At 69.9% G+C, this 19357-nt stretch carries 17 protein-coding genes; 11 read left to right on the top strand and 6 right to left on the bottom strand.

The features are described 5' to 3' along the window. Positions 1 to 2 precede the first annotated feature (2 nt). The 3 genes from ACWCQM_RS33730 to aztD all read left to right on the top strand — a co-directional run bounded on the left by ACWCQM_RS33730 (position 3) and on the right by aztD (position 3499). Positions 3 to 1241, top strand: coding sequence for a hypothetical protein (locus ACWCQM_RS33730; protein ID WP_450918877.1), 1239 nt, complete (start codon positions 3 to 5; stop codon positions 1239 to 1241). Next, positions 1238 to 2197 carry a zinc ABC transporter substrate-binding protein AztC gene (aztC, locus tag ACWCQM_RS33735; protein ID WP_450918878.1) on the top strand — a complete coding sequence of 320 codons (960 nt, stop codon included), beginning with the start codon at positions 1238 to 1240 and terminating at the stop codon, positions 2195 to 2197. Before ACWCQM_RS33730 ends, aztC begins: the two co-directional genes overlap by 4 nt. A gap of 99 nt (positions 2198 to 2296) precedes the next feature. Then, positions 2297 to 3499, top strand: a complete 1203-nt coding sequence (aztD, locus tag ACWCQM_RS33740; protein WP_450918879.1) for a zinc metallochaperone AztD — start codon at positions 2297 to 2299, stop codon at positions 3497 to 3499. A gap of 120 nt (positions 3500 to 3619) precedes the next feature. On the opposite strand, the gene ACWCQM_RS33745 is transcribed toward aztD, so the two are convergent. From ACWCQM_RS33745 to ACWCQM_RS33755, 3 genes are read right to left on the bottom strand one after another with little or no spacing between them, the layout of a single operon-like run. Beyond that, a complete protein-coding gene (locus tag ACWCQM_RS33745; RefSeq protein ID WP_450918880.1) occupies positions 3620 to 4522 on the bottom strand; it encodes a sulfurtransferase in 903 nt (300 codons plus the stop codon). Next, positions 4519 to 4953 (bottom strand): OsmC family protein, encoded by a 435-nt coding sequence (locus ACWCQM_RS33750; RefSeq protein WP_450918881.1) that lies wholly within the window; start codon positions 4951 to 4953, stop codon positions 4519 to 4521. The genes ACWCQM_RS33745 and ACWCQM_RS33750 overlap by 4 nt, the downstream gene beginning before the upstream one ends. Positions 4954 to 4969: 16 nt before the next feature. After that, positions 4970 to 5395, bottom strand: coding sequence for a transposase (locus ACWCQM_RS33755; RefSeq protein WP_450918882.1), 426 nt, complete (start codon positions 5393 to 5395; stop codon positions 4970 to 4972). A 355-nt stretch (positions 5396 to 5750) separates the two neighbouring features. On the opposite strand from ACWCQM_RS33755, the gene ACWCQM_RS33760 reads away from it, so the two are divergent. The 7 genes from ACWCQM_RS33760 to ACWCQM_RS33790 are packed head-to-tail and all read left to right on the top strand — an operon-like array spanning position 5751 to position 14726. Beyond that, positions 5751 to 7373, top strand: a complete 1623-nt coding sequence (locus ACWCQM_RS33760; RefSeq protein WP_450918883.1) for an ABC transporter substrate-binding protein — start codon at positions 5751 to 5753, stop codon at positions 7371 to 7373. Between the two features lie 4 nt (positions 7374 to 7377). Next, positions 7378 to 8307 (top strand): ABC transporter permease, encoded by a 930-nt coding sequence (locus tag ACWCQM_RS33765; RefSeq protein WP_450918884.1) that lies wholly within the window; start codon positions 7378 to 7380, stop codon positions 8305 to 8307. 1 nt (position 8308) lies between these two features. Beyond that, positions 8309 to 9193, top strand: a complete 885-nt coding sequence (locus ACWCQM_RS33770; protein WP_450918885.1) for an ABC transporter permease — start codon at positions 8309 to 8311, stop codon at positions 9191 to 9193. Continuing rightward, positions 9180 to 10880, top strand: coding sequence for a dipeptide ABC transporter ATP-binding protein (locus ACWCQM_RS33775; protein WP_450918886.1), 1701 nt, complete (start codon positions 9180 to 9182; stop codon positions 10878 to 10880). Before ACWCQM_RS33770 ends, ACWCQM_RS33775 begins: the two co-directional genes overlap by 14 nt. Beyond that, positions 10880 to 12340 carry an NtaA/DmoA family FMN-dependent monooxygenase gene (locus tag ACWCQM_RS33780; RefSeq protein ID WP_450918887.1) on the top strand — a complete coding sequence of 487 codons (1461 nt, stop codon included), beginning with the start codon at positions 10880 to 10882 and terminating at the stop codon, positions 12338 to 12340. The genes ACWCQM_RS33775 and ACWCQM_RS33780 overlap by 1 nt, the downstream gene beginning before the upstream one ends. After that, positions 12337 to 13704 (top strand): NtaA/DmoA family FMN-dependent monooxygenase, encoded by a 1368-nt coding sequence (locus ACWCQM_RS33785; RefSeq protein ID WP_450918888.1) that lies wholly within the window; start codon positions 12337 to 12339, stop codon positions 13702 to 13704. Before ACWCQM_RS33780 ends, ACWCQM_RS33785 begins: the two co-directional genes overlap by 4 nt. An 8-nt stretch (positions 13705 to 13712) precedes the next feature. Continuing rightward, complete coding sequence (locus ACWCQM_RS33790) at positions 13713 to 14726, top strand: aldo/keto reductase (protein WP_450918889.1); 1014 nt, start codon at positions 13713 to 13715, stop codon at positions 14724 to 14726. Between the two features lie 52 nt (positions 14727 to 14778). Here the strand turns inward: ACWCQM_RS33790 and ACWCQM_RS33795 are convergent, their stop codons facing one another. Next, positions 14779 to 15684 carry a sulfurtransferase gene (locus ACWCQM_RS33795; RefSeq protein ID WP_450918890.1) on the bottom strand — a complete coding sequence of 302 codons (906 nt, stop codon included), beginning with the start codon at positions 15682 to 15684 and terminating at the stop codon, positions 14779 to 14781. Positions 15685 to 15776: 92 nt separating this feature from the next. Here ACWCQM_RS33795 and ACWCQM_RS33800 point away from each other — a divergent pair, with 92 nt between their 5' ends. Beyond that, positions 15777 to 16817 (top strand): aldo/keto reductase, encoded by a 1041-nt coding sequence (locus tag ACWCQM_RS33800; RefSeq protein WP_450918891.1) that lies wholly within the window; start codon positions 15777 to 15779, stop codon positions 16815 to 16817. A 179-nt stretch (positions 16818 to 16996) separates the two neighbouring features. Here ACWCQM_RS33800 and ACWCQM_RS33805 read toward each other — a convergent pair whose 3' ends face one another. Together ACWCQM_RS33805 and ACWCQM_RS33810 are read right to left on the bottom strand one after the other, a co-directional pair. Then, the gene (locus tag ACWCQM_RS33805) at positions 16997 to 17908 is read right to left on the bottom strand and encodes a DUF2510 domain-containing protein (RefSeq protein ID WP_450918963.1); all 912 of its coding nucleotides are present in this window, start codon (positions 17906 to 17908) and stop codon (positions 16997 to 16999) included. A 213-nt stretch (positions 17909 to 18121) separates the two neighbouring features. Further along, entirely contained in the window at positions 18122 to 19336 is a 1215-nt protein-coding gene (locus ACWCQM_RS33810) for an FAD-dependent oxidoreductase (protein WP_450918892.1), read from the bottom strand. Positions 19337 to 19357: the final 21 nt, after the last annotated feature.

Genomic DNA, 19357 nt, shown 5'->3' on the forward strand with positions numbered 1-19357 from the left:
CCTTGCTCGTCCGAAAAGACATCACATCCCTGGCCGCGGCACTGGTGGCAGCGACCCTGCTCACAGCGGGCTGCGCGGGCCGCACCGACCCCAAGTCCGGCTCTGGGGACCCGACTTCTCCCGTCGTACCCCATGGCTACGTCGAGGGTGCCAGCGAGGCGGCCGAGCAGCAGTCCAGGCTTGTTCTCGGTGACCTCGGCACCGGTGACACACGGGTGCTGGACCTGACCACCGGCGAGGCCCACGAGACGGAACGCAGAGAAGGAGTCACCGGCCTCACGACGGACGGGCGCTTCGGCTACTTCCACGGCGCGGCCGGCACCCACGTCCTCGACAGCGGAGCGTGGACGGTCGACCACGGAGACCATGTGCACTACTACCGCGCGAAGATCCAGGAGATCGGCGAACTGCCGGGCGGCGCCGGCACGAGCGTCCGCAGCGACGCGGGCGTGACCGTGGCCACGGCGACGGGCGGAAGAGCGGACGTGTACCCCCGTGAGGATCTGGAGAAGGGCGAGCTCGGCATCCCCCGCCAACTCCCGGGCGTCCACGCCGGAGCCGTCGTGCCCTACGCGGAACACCTGATCACTCTCACGCGCGACGGCGACGGCCCCGCCGGTGTCGCCGTGCTCGACCGGTCGGGAAGGAGCGTCGCCACCCCGGAGTCCGCGTGCGAGGACCCGGCGGGGGACGCGGTCACCCGGCGGGGGGTCGTCTTCGGCTGTGCCGACGGCGCCCTGCTCGTCCGTGAGGACGACGGCACGTTCACCGCCGAGAAGATCCCGTACGGCGAGGCCGTGCCGAAGGCGGAACGGGCCACGGAATTCCGGCAGCGGCCGGGCAGTGCCACGCTCACGGCACGGGCGGGGAAGGAGGCCGTCTGGATCCTGGACGTCACCGAGCGTGCCTGGACCCGGGTCGCGACGGGCCCCGTGGTCGCCGCCAACACCGCCGGTGAAGGCAGCCCGTTGGTCGTCCTGGAGGCGGACGGAGCCCTGCACGGCTACGACACAACCACCGGCAAGGAGACCGCGGTCACCGGACGTCTGCTGAAGGACGTCCCGGCGGGCGCCACCGGCAAGGCCTCGGAACCGGTGATCGAGGTCGACCGGAGCCGGGCCTACCTCAACGACCCATCGGGCAAGCGGGTGTACGAGGTCGACTACAACGACGGTCTCCGTGTCGCCCGCACGTTCGACCTGGACATCCAGCCGTCCCTGATGGTGGAGACGGGCCGATGAGCGTACGTGTGGGAGCCGCCCGGGTCCGTGCCCTGCTGCTGACCCTGGTCACCTTCTGCGTCGTCGCCACCACGGCCACGGCCTGCGCGCCCGGTGACGAGCGGGCCCGGGTCGTGGTGACGACCAACATCCTCGGCGACATCACCCGGGAGATCGTCGGGGACGAGGCGGACGTCAGCGTTCTGATGAAACCCAACGCCGACCCGCACTCCTTCGGACTGTCGGCCGTACAGGCCGCCGAGCTGGAGAACGCCGACCTGGTCGTCCACAACGGCCTGGGCCTGGAGGAGAACGTACTACGGCACGTCGAGGCAGCCCACGGATCGGGTGTGGCCACCTTCGCCGCCGGTGAGGCGGCCGACCCTCTCACCTTCCGCGCCGGCGAGGAGGGCGGCTCCGACGACGAGTCCGGCGAGCCGGATCCGCACTTCTGGACCGACCCCGACCAGGTGCGCAAGGTGGCCGGACTCATAGCCGATCAGGTCGTGGAACACGTCGACGGTGTGAACGAGAAGACCGTCCGGGGCAACGCCGCACACTACGACGAGCAACTCGCCGGGCTCACCACGTGGATGGAGAAGTCCTTCGCGGACATCCCCGACGGGCGCCGCGCCCTGGTGACCAACCACCACGTCTTCGGATATCTGGCCGACCGTTTCGGCTTCCGTGTGATCGGCGCGGTCGTTCCCAGCGGCACGACACTCGCCTCGCCCAGCTCCTCCGACCTGCGCTCCCTCACCCAGGCCATGGAGAAGGCCCAGGTGCGGACCGTCTTCGCCGACTCCTCCCAGCCCACCCGGCTCGCCGAGGTCCTGCGCCAGGAGATGGGCGGTGACGTCCAGATCGTCCCGCTGTACTCCGAGTCGCTGACCGAAAGAGGCAAGGGCGCCGGCACCTACCTGGAAATGATGCGCGCCAACACCTCGGCCATAGCCCAGGGGCTCACCAGGGCCTGAACGACCGTCCTCCGCCGCCCAGGCCCACCGAGGGCCGACGGCCGACGAGGTCCCCACCGGGAAACCGCCCCACACGGGGCACGAAAGGAAACAACCTCAATGAACAAGCCGACGCGCGCCAGAATGCTCGCTGGCACGGCACTCGCTCTGGCGGCCTCGATGGCGCTGACCGCCTGTGGCGGAACGAATGACGCCTCGTCCGGCGCCGAACCGACGCAGCAGGCGAAGAACAGCGAAGCCGGCACCGTCAAGGACCCGCTGGTCGCCTCCTACGACGGCGGGCTGTACGTCCTCGACGGCGAAACGCTGAAGCTGGTGAAGACCGTCGAGCTGCCCGGCTTCAACCGGGTCAACCCCGCGGGCGACCAGGACCACGTCGTCATCTCCACCGACACCGGCTTCCGCACGTTCGACGCGACCCGGCAGACCTTCACGGACGCCGAATACAAGGGTCCGAAGCCCGGTCACGTCGTGCGGCACGGTGGCAAAACGATCCTCTTCACGGACGGTACGGGGGAGGTGAACGTCTTCGACCCCGCGGATCTGGCGGGCGGCCGGAAGCCGGAAGGCCGGAGCTACACTTCCGCCGAACCCCACCACGGGGTCGCGATCGAGCTCGCCGACGGGCGGCTCGTCACCACCCTGGGCACCGAGGAGAAGCGCACCGGCGCCCTCGTCCTGGACAAGGACGACAAGGAGATCGCACGCGCCGAGAACTGCCCGGGCGTCCACGGAGAAGCCGCCGCCAAGGGCGAGGTCGTCGCTCTCGGTTGCGAGGACGGCGTACTGCTCTACAAGGACGGAGAGTTCACCAAGGTCGACGCCCCGGGCGACTACGCCCGCATCGGCAACCAGGCGGGCAGTGATGTCTCCCCGGTCCTTCTGGGCGACTACAAGACCGATCCCGACGCGGAACTGGAACGGCCCACCCGTATATCGCTGATCGACACCCGCACGGCGGAGATGAAGCTGGTCGACCTCGGCACCAGCTACTCCTTCCGCTCGCTCGCCCGAGGCCCGCACGGAGAGGCCCTCGTTCTCGGTACCAACGGTGTTCTGCACGTCATCGACCCGGAGACCGGGAAGGTGGACAGGAAGATCGACGCGGTGGGCGACTGGACGGAGCCCCTGGACTGGCAGCAGGCCCGTCCCACCCTGTTCGTCCGCGACCACACGGCGTACGTCTCCGACCCGGCCGAGCGCCAACTGCACGCCTACGACCTCGAGTCGGGGGCGAAGGTGTCGTCCGTGACGCTGCCCAAGGGAACCAATGAGCTGTCCGGGACCGTGGCCGGTCACTGACCAGCCGCGTTGAGCCCACCTGATGGAACGCCTGTCGGAGCCGTGCCGACGGGCGTTCCGTGCTGCCCGGGTCGAACGGCCACCCGAGCTCCGAGGTGGCGGCACGACCTCCAAATCCCCCTACGCGCAGTCGGTGTCGACGGCCGCCGAACGGGTCAGCGCCGTGCCGCGCTCGACGGGCAGGGACTCGTCGCGTGCCCAGGCCGACCATGAGTCGACGAACAGGCCCACCTGCTGTCCGAGCAGGGCTCCGGCGAACACCAGCAGCGCACTGGACACACCACCGCCGCAGTAGGCGCCGACCTCGTGGCCGCCTATGGCCCGACGGGACAGGAACCACTTGCGCAACTCCGTCGGCGACCTGAGCAGTCCGTCGGGAGCCACGAGCTCGGCCGAGTTGGCGTGGACCGCGTGGGGCACGTGGCCGGTCCTCGGATCGTCCGACACCCCGTTGTACGCGCCGGCGGGGCGCGAGTCCAGGAGGGTGCCGAAGTCCGCGACGTCGAGGACCTCCGCCGCCCGGAGCACGCGTCGGCCGCCGTCCGCCGGTAGGAGGGGAGGCACGGCCGGCGAGCCGCCTTCCGCCGGGGCGGCCGACGGCGTGCCACGCGAGGGGCCCGTCGGGCCGCCGGCACGCGTCCAGGCGGGCAGACCTCCGTCCAGGACACGCACCGAACGGAAGCCCGCCCAGGTGAGGACGAACCAGGCGCGCGCGGCGGACGACAGCTCCTCGATGCGGCGCGTGTAGAGAACGAGGTCGTCGGCGGGCCCGACGCCGTGGGCCCGCATGCCCGCGTGCACGGCACCGCGCTCCGGCAGGGGGAGGTGGCCGCTGTTCGCCGTCGGACGGCCGGCGAAGTCGGACCTGACCGAGGTCAGGACGGCACCGGGGATGCTTCCCGCGATCGGATCCGGTCCCGGTGCCATCACCCGCCAGGGAGCGACCTCGACGAACACCGGGCGCGCCCGTCGGGCGCAAGCCGTCCGGGCGCTCACGAGGTGCGAGGACTCGGCCGCCGTCACCCCGGGTCTCCCGAGGTGTGCGGGACGAACACCACCGGGAGGCTCTCCTTGAGGGCGTTGTAGATACGGCACCGCTTCTTGTACTCGGCGACGAGTTCGTCGGCGGTGACGTGGTCGACCCCGTCGATGAAGCACTCCATGATGAGGGTGCCGAGATAGTCGCCCTCGATCCTGCGCTCGATACGGGCGAAGATCTCGACCTGGCGCTCCGGCTGGCCGCCCTCGAGGAAGTCGTGCCGGAACGCGTTGAGCGCACAGGAGACGAGGGAGGCGACCAGCAGGTCGAGCGAGCTCGCCTCCTCGCCCGGGCCGCCGCTGCGCACCGATCCGTCCGACGCGATCTCGAACCCCGGCCCGGCGATGGCGTAACGGCCGCGGACGTCGGTGGTCCGCCCGTGCAGGTTGCTGACCACGGTCACTCTGTCGTTCACCCCGGGAAGTCTAGGTTCAGGGGGCGTGGCGGACCGTGGCGTCCGGGATCTGGACACCCCTGGTGGTGGCGTCCCGCAGCTGGTCGGCCAGCAGGGAGACGACGCGGGTCAGGGACCGGTTGTCCTCCTCCAGTACGGCGATGTGGTGCTCCAGTTCCGCGATCCTGGAGTGCAGGTCGCTCTGGCCCGCTCTGCGGTCCGGGCGGTCGGCCGGCGCCGTGCCGGGGTCCCGGCCGTCCCCGTGGCCATCGGCGGAGTCGTAGTCGTAGCTGCCGTCGTCGTAACGGGCGAGCCATTTGCGCAAGGACTGCGGGCCGACCTCGAACTCCTCGGCGACCTCACGGACGATCGAGCGGTTCTCCGGCTCGGTGAGCCGCCTCTGCCGGACGCGCTCGACCGCGCTCTGCCGGACCTCGTCGCTGTACTTCTTGTCGAACACCACGCCGGTTTCCCCGTTCAGGAGACTGCAACATTGTCGTCACGATACTTACTGCGTGCCCGTGTAAACATATCGGCTACGAGGTAGCCGTATCCAGCCGCTACCACGTGACATCCCTGCTCCACCCGTCCGGGTGGCGCCCCACAACTGTCTGAACTGCAAAGACATTCAGAATTAGGGGTGGTGATGCGCAGTCATGCGTATCGCAAGGGGTGTGAGACGCGGGCCGTGATGCCGAAGATTCTATGTATCACTGCCGCATATGCACCCTATGTACGTACAACTTCGTAGCGCTGCCGGTCGACGACCGTGCGGCTGCTACCGCTCGCTCCTGAGCCGATCGAGAGGAAACCAAGCCGTGTTCAGTTCACGTCCGTGGCGCCGGCTCGCCACAGTGGGGGTCGCGTCGGCGCTTCTCGCAACCGCCGCCTGCTCGGGGAGCGACGGGCAGAGTGGGGCAGCCGCCGACGTGGCCAGGAAGGACCGCTACGGAGGCACGCTCAACATCGGCCTCAGTGCAGATCCCGGAGGCGTCGACGCCGCCGTCGTCAACCAGGTCTGGCGCACCGTGGCCCGGTCGCTGGCCGACTCCCTGGTGTTCTACAACCCCGAGACCAAGAAGGTCGAGCCGTGGCTCGCGACCAGCTGGACGGTCAGCGAGGACGCGCGGACGTATGCGTTCGAGCTGCGTGACGACGTGACCTTCCACGACGGCACCAAGCTCACCGCGGCGGTGGTCAAGGCCAACCTGGAGAGCCTCGACAGGCCCGGCATCCACTCCAGCGCCAAGACCATCGTGCAGGGCATCAGCAGTATCACGACGCCGACGGAGCACAAGGTCACCGTCGAGTTCGCCGAGCCCAACGCCGCCTTCCTGACGTCCCTGTCCCGTGCGTACGTCGGCATCGTCTCGCAGAAGACGGCGGAACTCCCGGTCGAGGAGCGGCAGAAGTGGCTGGACGGCTCCGGCCCCTTCTATCTGGAGGAGTACGTCCCGAACCAGCGCATCGTGCTGAAGAAGCGCAAGGACTACGACTGGGCGCCGAAGTACTTCAAGCACAGCGGGGCGGCCTACCTCGACGAGGTGGTCTACAAGATCATCCCGGAGGACTCGGTCCGCAACGGCGCGGTCATCGGTGACGACGAGCTCCAGTTCATCTACTGGGTGAACGCCAAGTACGTCTCGCAGCTGAAGGGTTCCGGGCTGACGATCTCCAAGACGCTCAACCCCGCGACCGGGCTCGAACTGCCGCTGAACACCTCCTCCAAGTTCCTCAAGGACGTACGGGTCCGCCAGGCGCTCCAGGTGGGGGTGGACCGGGAGCAGTTCGTCAAGATCGCCTCGGGCGGCGTGGACCAGCCCGCGACCGGTCCGCTGAGCAAGGACAATCCCTTCTACTCCGACCAGAGCGCGCTGCTGAAGTACGACGCGAAGAAGGCGAAGTCGCTCCTGGAGCAGGCGGGCTGGACCAAGTTCGGCTCCGACGGCATCCGCCGCAACGCCGACGGTCAGCGGCTGTCGCTGCGCGCCCCGCGGGACGACGCGGCCCTCCAGGTCCTCCAGGACCAGTGGAAGAAGCTCGGCATCGAGCTCGTCCTCGACCCGCCGCTGGACGCCGAGGCGAACGAGAAGCTGCTCAGCGGTGAGTACGACGTCGCCTACTGGTACGCCTCCTCGCCCGACCCCGACGTGCTGCGTGCCAACTACGGCACGACGGACGGCTCCGACCGGAGCTTCGTCGCGGACGACGACGAGACGGGCAAGGAGCTCGACAAGCTCCTCCAGGAGCAGAACCAGACCATCGACAAGGACAAGCGTCAGGAACTGGTCGACCAGGCGTCCCGCATACTCGTCGGACAGGCCTACGAGATACCGGTCTCCAACGACGTCGACATCTGGGCCCACTCGCCCCGGCTGCACGACATCACGCCCGTCGGGCTCGACCAGTACCTGATCAAAGCCTGGCTGGCGAAGAAGTAGACCGATGAAACGATACGGTCTTCGGCTCCTGTACGGCGTGATCGTGGTCTGGGGCGCCTTCACCGGGGCGTTCTTCCTGCTGTACATCGTCCCCGGTGACGCCGCGGGTGGCCTGACGGCCGGCGCCGACGGCGCGGATGTCAAACAACTCCTCGCCGAGCAGCGAGAGCTGCTGGGCCTCGACCGCCCCGTGCTGGTGCAGTACTGGGACGCGCTGACAGGAGCCCTCCAGGGCGACTTCGGCCAGAGCATCTACCAGCGCCGGCCGGCGGTGGAGGTGTACTTCGAGTCCTTCCCCGAGACGCTCGAGCTGGCGTTCCTCGGGCTGCTCCTCGCTGTCGTGCTCGGCGTGACGCTGTCGGTGGTCATCGAGCTGACCGACTGGAGGTGGGCACGCGAGCTGCTCATCTCGCTGCCGCCCGTCGCGGTGTCGCTGCCGCCCTTCCTGGTCGGCCTCGTACTCCTCCAGGTGTTCGCCTTCCAGCTGCACTGGATCAAGGCGGTCAGCGACCAGGGGTTCCTCGGGCTGCTCATCGCCTCGGCCGCCCTCGCGGTCGCCGGCGGCGGCAGCATCTCCCAGCTCCTGACGGCCAACCTGCGCGGCGCCCTGACGTCGCCGTACGTCGAGACGGTACGCAACTGGGGACTGAGCCGGTTCGACGTCGTCGTCCGGCACGCCCTGAGGAACGCGGCGCTGCCGGTCATCACCTCGCTGGGAACCACCGTCGGCGTGATGGTCGGCGGAACCGTCCTGACCGAGACGGTGTTCTCCAGGCTCGGTGTGGGGCGGCTGGTGGTCGACGCCGTCAACGGCCGTGACATGCCGGTCGTCCTGGTCGCGGTCACGATCAGCGCGGTGATCTTCGTCGTGGTGAACCTGGCCGTCGACGCCGTCTACCCGCTGCTCGACAACCGCATCCGATGGGAGGGGTGACATGACGACTCTCGAAGCGACGGCGGCGGCCACGCCGCCGTCCGGGCGGCTGCGGGAGCGGAGCGGGCGCCTGGCCGCGCTGCTGCGCTCGCCCGGACTCCTCGCGGCGTACCTGTGGATCGCCGTGATCCTCGCCGCCGCGATCCATCCCGGCCTGTTCACCTCGGGCGACCCGCTGCGGCAGGACGCGTCGCAGATGCTGCAGGCCCCGGGCCTCGACCATCTCTTCGGCACCGACGACTTCGGGCGCGACCAGTTCACCCGTGCGGTGCGGGGCACCCGGCTGTCCCTCCAGGCAGCGGTCGTCGCGGTGGTGATCGGCCTGGTCAGCGGCTCGCTCATCGGTCTCGTAGCGGGCGCGCTGCGCGGCAGGACCGACAGCGTCCTGATGCGGATCATCGACATCATGCTCGCGGTGCCGAGCCTCATCGTCTCCCTCGCGATCATCTCCGCGCTGGGACGCGGGACGCTCAACATCGCCGTCGCCATCGGCATCAACAGCACGGCCGGCTTCGCCCGTCTGATGCGCTCCGAGGTGCTGAAGGTGAGCAATGCCAAGTACGTCGAGGCCTCGGTCTTCGCGGGCCACGGTTACGTCCGCCGCCTGTTCAAGCACGTCGTGCCCAACGCGTCCCGGTCGGTGCTGGCCGCGGCGACCATGGACATCGGTACGGCGATCCTGACCGTCGCCGCACTGAGCTTCCTGGGTCTCGGCGCACCCCCGCCGACGCCCGAGTGGGGCCTCCTGGTGGCGGAGGGACGCACCTTCATCGGCGTCCAGTGGTGGCTGAGCCTGCTGCCCGGCCTGGTCATCGTGCTGACCGTGCTCGCGGTCTACCGCATCGGCAGGTCGTTCAACCGAGGGAGGACCCGTGTCGTCGCCTGAGCGGCAGAACACACCGTTGTTGCGCCTGCGGGACGTGAGCGCCGAGTTCACCGTCCCCGGCCGCCCCGCTGTCCCCGTGCTCGACGGAGTGAGTCTGGAGGTCGCGGCCGGCTCGGTGCGGGCCGTCGTCGGCGAGTCCGGTTCGGGCAAGTCCACCCTCGGCCGGGTGATCACCGGCACCCTCGCCGAGAACGGGCGCATCACCGGGGGCGAGGTCGTCCTGGGCGGGCGAACGCTCACGGGGCTGACCGAGCGGCAGTACAGAGCCGTGCGGGGCAAGGAGATCGGATACATCCCGCAGGACGCGCTCCTGGGCCTCAACCCCCTTCTCCCGGTGGGCGTCCAGGCCGCGGAACCGCTGCGCGCGCACGGCCTCGGCTCCCGCGCGGAGCGCCGCGAACGGGTCCTCGAACTGTTCGCGAAGGTCGGCCTGCGCGATCCCGCCCGGCTGTTCGGCCGCTATCCGCACGAACTGTCCGGGGGAATGTGCCAGCGGGTGCTGATCGCCGCCGCGATGAGCACCCGGCCCCGTCTCCTGATCGCCGACGAGCCGACCACCGCCCTCGACGTCACGGTGCAGAAGACCATTCTCGACCTCCTGACGAGCCTGGTGGAGAGCGAGGACCTCGGCATCCTGCTCATCACCCACGACCTGGGGGTCGCCGCGGAACGGGCCGACGAAATCGCGGTGGTGAAGGACGGACGGATCGTACGCAGTGGGCGGACCGGCGAGGTCGTCGCCGACCCGGGCGACCCGTACACGGAAGAGCTGCTGCGCTCCTCCTCCCTCGGCTTCTCGGGGAGGCGGGCCGCGACCGCCCGGCTGGAGTACTTCCGGACCGTGCCGGCGGACTCCCCGGTGGTCGTCGAGGCCCGGGGCGTCTCCAAGTCCTTCGCCTCGCACCGGGGTTCGGACACCGTCACCGCGGTCGCCGATGCCTCGTTCCGGGTGCGCAGGGGGACCACGCTGGGAATCGTCGGCGAATCCGGATCGGGCAAGACCACCCTCGTGCGCATTCTCGCAGGGCTGACCCCGCCGGACACCGGATCGGTCGAGATCGACGGCGAACCGGTCGTCCACCACCGCCGGGGCGCCGGGCAGGCCGGTCTCTACCGCAAGGTGCAGATGGTCTACCAGGACCCCTTCGCGTCGCTGAACCCGCGCTCGACGGTGCGCGCGATCCTCGACGAACCGCTGCGGGGCCACGGCTACGGACCGGCGCGGGAGCGGGCCGCCAGGATCAGCGAACTGCTGGAGCTCACCGGCCTGGACGCCTCGCTCGCCGATCGGTACACCGCCGAGCTCTCGGGCGGCCAGCGGCAGAGGGTGGCCATCGCCCGCGCGCTGGCCCCGAGGCCGGACGTCGTCGTCCTGGACGAACCGGTCTCCGCCCTCGACGTGACCGTGCAGCGCCAGATCCTGGCCCTGCTCGACTCGCTCCAGCGCGAGCTGGGGCTGACCTACGTGTTCATCTCGCACGACCTGGGCGTCATCGCGGAGGTGTCCGACGAGATCGTCGTCCTGCACCACGGACACATGGTCGAGCGCGGGCCCGCCCTGGTCGTGCTCACGAACCCGCGGACCGCTTATGTCAAGGAGCTGCTGAGCTCGATCCCCGGCGCGGCCGAGTCCGGCCCGGCCGTCCTCGTGGGGCCCGGCGGATCCGCAGAAGAAAGGAACACATGATGCCCGAGCGACAACTCCATCTGGGATACATGCACTGGCTCAACGGCACGCACTGGGGCGGCTGGCGCCATCCGGACGCGCCCACCGCCGAGGCCTTCGAGCTGGAGTACGCGACCAAGGCACTGAAGATCGTCGAGGACGCGAAGTTCGACTTCTTCTTTCTCGGGGACACCCTCCCCGGTGACATCGTGGGGGAGCAGTGGATCACGACCCACAACACCGGACGCCTCGAACCGTTCACTCTAGGCTCCCAGCTCGCCCTGAACTCCTCGAGGATCGGGCTCGTCGTCACCGCGCACCCGACGTTCTACGAGCCGTACATCCTGGCGAGACTGACCGCTTCCCTCGACCACCTCAGCGGCGGACGACTGGCGTGGAACGTCGTGCTGGGCGCCTCCGACCTGGCCGCCCGGAACTTCAGTCTCCCCGACCTGGGCGGAGCCGGCCGCTACGAGCGCGCCGACGAGTTCATCCACGTCGTGCGGAGACTGTGGGACAGTATCGAGGACGGCGCCTACCTCCAGGACAAGAAGGCCGGGCGCTACATCGACGAGACCAAGGTGCACCGGCTCGACTGGCAGGGCAGGCACTTCCAGGTCGCCGGCACACTGCCGCTGGAGCGGCCTCCGCAGGGCCATGTGCCCCTGCTGTACGCCGGAGCCTCCGAGCTCTCCCGTGAGCTGACCGCGAAGTGGGCCGACGTGAACTTCACGGGTCCCGCCACGCCGGAGGAGTCGATCGCGTTCAACACCGATGTACGCCGGCGCGCCGAGCGGCTGCGCGGACGGGTGGACCCGATCTTCTTCCTGCCGGGCATCACCCCCCTGGTGGCGGACACCAGGGCGGAAGCGGTCGAGCTGTACGAGGAGTTGAACGACCTGCTGCCGTTCGACGACGACATCGTCGAGGGCGACCAGGAGGAGTCCTACTGGACGGGGCCGGACTGGGCCCGGATCAGCGGCTCCCGGTTCCCGCTTCCGAAGGGGGTCCGCAGCGTGCGGGCGCTGTCGGAGCGGGTCGGGGCCGATCTGCGCCCGCTGGGCATCGACGGCACGGTCAAGCCGGACATCGCCGAACGGTTCAACGACTACGGCCGCACCCTGCTGACGGCACTGGCACAGCGCACGGGCCGCACTGTGGACAACGGCGGTGTACGGGTCAAGGACGTGCTGGGCGCGTCGATCGCGGGGAACTTCCCTCTGGTGATCGGCACGGCCGCGGAGGTCGCCGACACCCTGATCGACTGGTTCGACCGCGGCGCCGCCGAAGGGTTCAACGTCAGCGTGCCCTACCTGTGGGAGCCGCTGGAGCGCTTCGCGAACGAAGTGGTCCCCATCCTCCAGGAACGCGGTGTGTACCGCTCCGAGTACACGGCGGACACCTTCCGCGGCCACTTCGGCCTCGACATACCCGCCAACAGCTTCGCCGCGACGACCGACCCGGAGGAACGATCCGCATGAGCACCCGCCGCACACTCCGCCTGGGCCTGGCCGCCTACGGGACCGGCTGGGACCTGGACGCCTGGCGGCTGCCGGAGGCCACCAACGCCGGCCTGCGCGACCCCAGCGTCATCCTCGACATCGCCCGGACCGCCGAACGAGGCAAGCTGGACTACGTCTTCGCGGGCAGCGCGCTCGGCAGCGAGCCCGACCGCCTCAACCGGATCCACCGGTGGGACAACTTCGTGTACGCCGGACACGCCGCGGCGATCACGAAGAACCTCGGGTTCGTGATGTCGGTCAACTCCTCCTTCGAGCACCCCTACTCCGTCGCCCGGCAGCTGGCCACGCTCGACAACTTCAACCAGGGCCGCACCGCCCTGAACGTCGTCTTCGGCATCGACCGCGACGGTGACCCCGTCGGCAACTTCGGCAGGAACCCGGTGCCGACCGAAGAGACGAAGTACGCGCGGGCCCGGGAGTTCACCGACGTCGTCAACCGGCTGCTGTACGACAGCTGGGACCATGACTTCCTGCTCGACGACAAGGCGGGCGGCACGCTCGTACGACCGGGCTCCTGGCACCAGACCGACTTCAGCGGCGAGCACTTCGAGGTCCGTGGACCGCTGAACGTCCCGCCGCCGGTGCAGTCCCACATCCCGATCGTCCAGGTGGGCCTCTCCGAGGAGTCACTGCGGTACGGCGCCGATCTCGCACAGCTCCGCTTCTCCCCGTACTTCGGCATCAGCCGCGGCAAGGAGGAGTACCGCAGGCTCAAGGAACGCGTGGCGGCGGGCGGGCGCGACCCGGAGAAGTTCAAGATCATCCCCGGCATCACCTTCCACCTGGGCGGCACCGCCCGGGAAGCCCGCGCGAAGTTCAACGAGATCAACGCCCTGCAGCTGACCCAGGCGCTGCCCGCCGCCTTCTCCCGGGCTCTCGGCATCGATCTGTCGAGGGTCCGCGACAGTGAGCGCGTCCTCTCCGTCGTCGACATCGACAAGCTCCCCGACGACGCGCTCTCACCGCTGCTCAGCGACCGCGTACTCGACACCGCCGACGACCGGGAACTGCTGCGCCGCATACTCGGCACCCAGATCGGCGAGGACGCCACCCTGCGCGAGCTGTACCACTACGTCCAGCGCGCCCGGCACGCCCAGCAGCCGGCCGTCGTCGGCGATGCCAAGGCCATCGCCGACTGGCTGGAGGAGAACCTGGAGGAGGAGGTGCTCGACGGCGTCCAGCTCTTCCCTCCGTACCACCGCGGACCGGCCGATCTCTTCGTCGACCTCGTCGTCCCCGAACTCCAGCGCCGCGGGATCTTCCGGACCGAGTACGAGGCCCCGACGCTCCAGGGCCTGCTGGACACCGACGACACCTACTGAGGACAACCGTGCCCCCTGCAACACAACTCCCCGAAGGACACCGGCGGCTCGGCTCGTCCGGCCTGGTCCTGTCGGAGATCGGCATCGGCGCCAGCACCTTCGGCCGGTCGGGCATGCGCGCGGCCGGCCAGGAGGCGGTCACCGCGATCGTCGACCGCGCGCTCGAACTCGGCGTCACCTACTTCGACCTCGCCGAGGGCTACGGCGACCGGCCCGGGCAGAGCGAGGAACTGTTCGCCACCGCACTCGGCATACGCCGTGAACAGGTCGTCATCGGCACCAAGTTCGGCCTGAACCTCAGTCGGGAGCGCGGCGCCGCCTACAGCCGGCCCGGATCGCGCAAGTACATCCTCGCCGCGGTCGAGGGGTCGCTGCGCCGGCTGCGCACCGACTACATCGACCTCTACCAGATCCACTTCCCGGACCCCTTCACCCCGGTCGAGGAAACCCTGTCGGCGCTCGACACGCTCGTGAAATCCGGGAAAGTGCGCTACATCGGCGCATCCAATTTCAAGGCATGGCAGATCACCGATGCGCACCACACGGCCCGCGCCCAGGGACTCACGCCATTCGTTTCTTCGACCGACGAATACAGTCTTCTGTGGCGCAGGCCGGAGGAGGAACTCATTCCGGCACTCGGCCACCACGGTCTCGGGTTCATCCCGTACTTCCCTCTGCAGAACGGACTGCTCACCGGAAAGTATGCGGCGGACCGTGCTCCGGAAAACGCCAAGATAACCAATCTGAAACGCTATCTCCTGCATTCGGCACCCTGGGAGGCCCTGGCGAAGTTCGAGCAGTTCGCACGGGACCGGGACATCACCCCGAGTGCGGCTGCACTCGGCTGGCTGCTCGCCCAGCCGACGGTCGCCAGCGTGATCGCGGGCGTCACCGTGCCGGACCAGCTCGACGAGAACGTCCGGGCCTCCCGGTGGATCCCGTCGGCCGGTGAGGAGGCCGAACTGCGCGGCCTGTTCACCGGTGACCTCTCGGGCGGCCCCGGTGTGGTCGACCGGGGGTGAGGAGCTGGGTGTGCCGGGGGCCGGAGGTGCTGCCTTCCCCCGGCCCCCGGCGTCAGCGCGCCGTGGCCGGATGCACGCCCGGCAGGCTTCCGGTCACCGCCGGCCGTGCGGGATCGGTGATCCACGCCGACCAGGAGCCTGGGTACAGAGCCGCCTCCACGCCCAGGGAGGCAAGGGCCAGCACGGTCGCCGTCGCCGACACCCCGCCGCCGCAGTACACGCCGAGCGTGCGTCCGTGCAGATGGGGGGCGTAAAGAGCCCTCAACTCCGTGGCATCGCGCAGTTCCCCGTCCGAGAAGTTGTCCGACCCGGGAACGCTGTGCGCGCCCGGGATGTGGCCCGTCCCCGTCCGCTGTGGATCACCGGCGTACGCCTGCCGGCCACGCGCGTCGATCAGGTGTCCCGAGGCCGCCAGCCTTCCGGCGTCCTCGGCGGTCAGGACGGGAAGCGAGCCGGGCCGCACGACGGCCCTCCCCGCGGCGGGTGGGGGGACGTCGGCGTCGAGCGGCCCGCCGAGCGCCTGCCAGGCCGCGAAGCCGCCGTCCAGGAAGCGCACGTCCGCCACACCGGCCCAGCGCAGGACCCACCAGGCGCGAGCGGCCACGGCCGGGTTCTGCCGGGTGTGGACGACGACGGTGCTGCCGTCGTCCACACCCCAGGCACGCAGCCGTTCCTGAAGGCCGCTCACCTCGGGGAGCGGCCCGTTGCCGCTGGTTCCGGTGGGCCGCCCGACGAGATCCGTTTCGAACGCCACGTAATGAGCGCCGGGTATGTGTCCTTCTCCGTAGGAAAGCCGGGGATCACGACCTTCCGCCGTCTCTCTGCCCACCTCCAGGACAATGACCGGCACACCTTCACGCAGCACGGTACCGAGCTCACCCGCTGAAATTGCGACGTTCCCGGCAGAAGCTGGGCACATTATTTCTCCCCTTTCCTGGAGCACCTCATGAAGATACATCGCGGAACTCGCGCCGCTACATAACTTTTATTACACCCAGACGAATTCGCTCGACCTTGCTCCAGTGTTCACGACCAGGAATGGAAAGCCATATGTCAGCCATTGCCACACCGGAAGGCGCGTACCGGGCAGCAGCCGACCGGTACGACAACGCACCGGCCTACCGGCGCGCCGGGACCTCCGGCCTCGTCCTTCCCGCCTTCTCCTTCGGCCTGTGGCAGAAGTTCGGTACCGACTACCCCTACGACACGCAGCGCGACATCGTGCTGCACGCCTTCGACCTGGGGATCACGCACTTCGACAACGCCAACCGCTACGGGCCGCCGCACCGCGCCGCCGAGAAGTTCTTCGGACGGGTCCTGCGCAGGGATCTCGCCCCCCACCGGGACGAGCTGATCCTGTCGACCAAGGCGGGCAACCCGATCGGCCCCGGCCCCTACCAGCGCGGCGGCTCCCGCAAGTCGCTGCTGACCTCGCTCGACCACAGCCTGCGTGACCTCGGCACCGATTACGTCGACATCTTCTACAGCCACAGCCCCGACCCCTCCACCCCCCTGCAGGAGACGGTCGGCGCGCTGGCCGACGCGGTCACCTCGGGGAAGGCGCTGTACGCGGGGATCTCCAACTACCCCGTGGAACGCGCCCACGAGGCAGCCGTCCTGTTGCGCGAGGCCGGAGTGCCCCTGCTCGTCCACCAGCCGCGCTACTCCCTCTTCGACCGGCGCCCGGAACACGACGGGCTGATCGAGCTGGCGGCCCAGGACGGCTTCGGCCTCGTCGTCTACAGCCCCCTGGCCCAGGGCCTGCTCACCGACAAGTACCTCACCGGGGCCGTCCCCGAGAGGGCGCGGGCCCGCAACAGCGCTTTCCTGTCGCCGGACGTCATCGACGACACCTACCGGGAGCGGGCGGCGGCGCTCGACGAACTGGCCAGGGAGCGCGGCCAGTCACTGGCCCAGCTCGCCCTGCAGTGGGTCCTGCGGCTGCCGCAGGTCACCAGCGCCCTGATCGGTGCGAGCTCGACCTGGCAACTGGACCACAATCTGCGGGCACTGGACTACCCGCCGCTCACGGAGACGGAACTCGCGCTGATGGACGAGCACGGAGTCCACGGAACCGCGCTGCGGCTCTGAGCGCTCAGGACGAGGGCAGCCCGGCCCCGCGGGGCCGGGCCTGCCGGGTTCGGCGCGGCGCACGTCACAACTGACCGCGCGGCCGGGCGATCACGCCGTCGGGCGATGCGGAGCCCCGCGACGCCGCCGCCCGGCCGCTGTACCGGACCGTGCCCGGTCCGGTACAGCGGCCGGGGGACTCAGGCGGTGCGGCCCGAGCCGTCCACCGATGCCTTCTTGATGCCCTTGGTGATGTCGTCCAGCACCGACAGCTTCGGCGCCTTGTCGTTGACGTCGAAACCGGAGCGGATGACGACCAGCATGTCCTTGGAGCGGGGGGAGGGGAAGGCGAGCGACTCGACGTACCCGTCGTCGCCGTTCTTCGTCACCACTTTCCAGCGCACCCGGTAGCCCTTCTGGCCGGCCACGGTGACCGCCTCGGACTTCAGCTCCTCGTGCGAGGTGATCCCGCCGTAGACCTTCTCGCCGTACGAATCCTCGGCGTTGGTCTTGATGTCGGCCTCGGCCGCGGCCTTCGCCGTGGTGGCCTCGATCTCCAGGGCCTGCGCCGGCGCGGAGAACACTCCGCCGCGCACGCACGTCTGGCTCTCGTCGCCGGGGCAGGCGTACTCGCCGGTCGTCAGCCCGGCGCCGATCGGCTGCGACTGCCCGGTCCAGCCGTCGGGCACGGGGATGCTGATCCCGCTGGCCGCGTCGGTGGCGTAACCGTCCTCGGCCTGCGGCAGTTGCTGGTCGGGGGTCTGCCCCTGCCCGCCGCCGTCCTGCCCGCCGTTCCGGTCTCCGTCCTGTCCACCGTTCCCGCCGTCCGGGAGGCGGGGGCCGTCGGAGGGGCCGGAACGGCCGGAGGGGGCGTCGGCGGAGGTGCCGGGGTGGTCGTCGGAACTGGCGCCCAGCGTGTACGCGCCGCCGCCGACGGCCGCGAGCAGGACGACACCGGCGGCGATGCCCGCGCCGACGCGTATGCGACGACGCCTGACCGTCGCGGGAGATATCCGGAGCTGGTCGGTCCAGTGGCTCCCGTCCCACCAGCGTTCCTGGGCGGGGCCGATTCCTGAGTGCCCGGGGTCTGGATGCCAGCCGGGCGGGGTCATCTGGGTCACAGGAGCACCGTAGGCGCACTGGGTGAGAAACGTATGAAACGCACAGCGTGGTCGTAGTCACGTCCCAGGCGGATGTGCCCGACCCGCCGCACACCGGCACGCGCACACCGGCACGTCGTGACGCACGCGGGCGTGTCCGCTCCGCCCCGGAAACGGCATGTGCCCGTGCCCCCTCGTCAGGGGACACGGGCACGGACGGGAGCCTCAGAGCGCCGAGGCGGAGGGTGTCTCCGAAGCTCCGTCCCACAGCCACTCGGCAGGACTCAGGTCCTCCGGGGCGCGCTTGCGGAACACCTCGTCGCGGAGGATCGCGGCCACGCCGTCGACGTGCCACATCTCGCCCCACACCCGCGCGGTGCTCTGCACACGGGCCGTGCGCTCCGTCCGGCGTCCGGCGTACGTCTCCAGCGCGGCGGCCCAGTCGGCCGGGGCCGCACCGGCCGGAGCCTGCTCGTCGAGCGCGTCGGCCAGGGTCACCGCGTCCTCCAGTGCCTGACAGGCCCCCTGAGCGAGGTACTGGAGCATCGGGTGCGCGGCATCGCCGAGCAGCGCGAGCCGGCCCTTCGTCCAGGTGCCGATCGGCGCGCGGTCGGCCATCGGCCACCAGCGCTCGCGGCCGAGGCCGGGCAGCGCGCGGCGGACCTGCTCGCAGGCCGCGGTGAAGACGCCGTCCAGCTCGTGCGGACCGCCCCAGCCCTCCTCGCCCGTGGCGAAGCCGGGGCTGCGGAAGACCGCCACCTGGTTGTAGAGGCGCCCCGAGCGCAGCGGGTACTGCACCAGGTGCAGACCCGGGCCCATCCAGACCACGACGTCGCGCAGCGACTCGCCGCCCTCGACCTCCTCGATGGGGAGGGTGCCGCGGTAGGCGACATAGCCGGACTGGACCGGCTCGTCGTCCGCGAACAGCGCCCGGGTGCGCGAGTGCAGGCCGTCGCAGGCGACGACGGCGGAGCCGGTGTGGACCGTGCCGTCCTGGCACACCACCCGTACCGAGGACGGGAGTTCCTCGATCTCCTGGGCGCAGGCGTTGTTCACCAGCTCGACGCCGGCCTCGCGGGCGGCCTCCAGCAGGATGTCCAGGAGATCGCTGCGGTGGACGACGACGTACGGACCGCCCATCCGGCGGCGGAACTCCTCGCTGTCCAGCCGCACCCGGGTCAGCTCCGCACCGGTGACCGCGTTGCGGAACACCAGGTGCTCCGGGAGCACCCCGGCGGCGATGACCTTGTCGAGGACGCCGAGCCGGTCCAGCAGACGCGTGGCGTTCGGGGCCATCTGGAGGCCGGCGCCGATCTCGGTGAAGGCGGGGGCCTTCTCCAGGACCCTGACGGTGCGCCCCGAACGGGCGGCGGCGAGTGCGGTGGCGAGGCCGCCGATACCGCCGCCGATGACCAGAAGGGACTCCTCGGCCGTACTCATGTGCGTACTCCTCTGTACTGC

It is taken from the genome of Streptomyces sp. NPDC002125, assembly GCF_053593715.1.

Excerpts from the sequence above, each read along its gene's own strand:
- aztC (WP_450918878.1), top strand. The coding sequence starts at position 1,238 with ATGAGCGTACGTGTGGGAGCCGCCCGGGTCCGTGCCCTGCTGCTGACC.
- aztD (WP_450918879.1), top strand. The coding sequence starts at position 2,297 with ATGAACAAGCCGACGCGCGCCAGAATGCTCGCTGGCACGGCACTCGCT.
- ACWCQM_RS33765 (WP_450918884.1), top strand. The coding sequence starts at position 7,378 with ATGAAACGATACGGTCTTCGGCTCCTGTACGGCGTGATCGTGGTCTGG.
- ACWCQM_RS33770 (WP_450918885.1), top strand. The coding sequence starts at position 8,309 with ATGACGACTCTCGAAGCGACGGCGGCGGCCACGCCGCCGTCCGGGCGG.
- ACWCQM_RS33780 (WP_450918887.1), top strand. The coding sequence starts at position 10,880 with ATGCCCGAGCGACAACTCCATCTGGGATACATGCACTGGCTCAACGGC.
- ACWCQM_RS33785 (WP_450918888.1), top strand. The coding sequence starts at position 12,337 with ATGAGCACCCGCCGCACACTCCGCCTGGGCCTGGCCGCCTACGGGACC.
- ACWCQM_RS33795 (WP_450918890.1), bottom strand. The coding sequence starts at position 15,684 with ATGTATCTTCATGAGGTGCTCCAGGAAAGGGGAGAAATAATGTGCCCA.
- ACWCQM_RS33800 (WP_450918891.1), top strand. The coding sequence starts at position 15,777 with ATGTCAGCCATTGCCACACCGGAAGGCGCGTACCGGGCAGCAGCCGAC.
- ACWCQM_RS33805 (WP_450918963.1), bottom strand. The coding sequence starts at position 17,908 with ATGACCCCGCCCGGCTGGCATCCAGACCCCGGGCACTCAGGAATCGGC.
- ACWCQM_RS33810 (WP_450918892.1), bottom strand. The coding sequence starts at position 19,336 with ATGAGTACGGCCGAGGAGTCCCTTCTGGTCATCGGCGGCGGTATCGGC.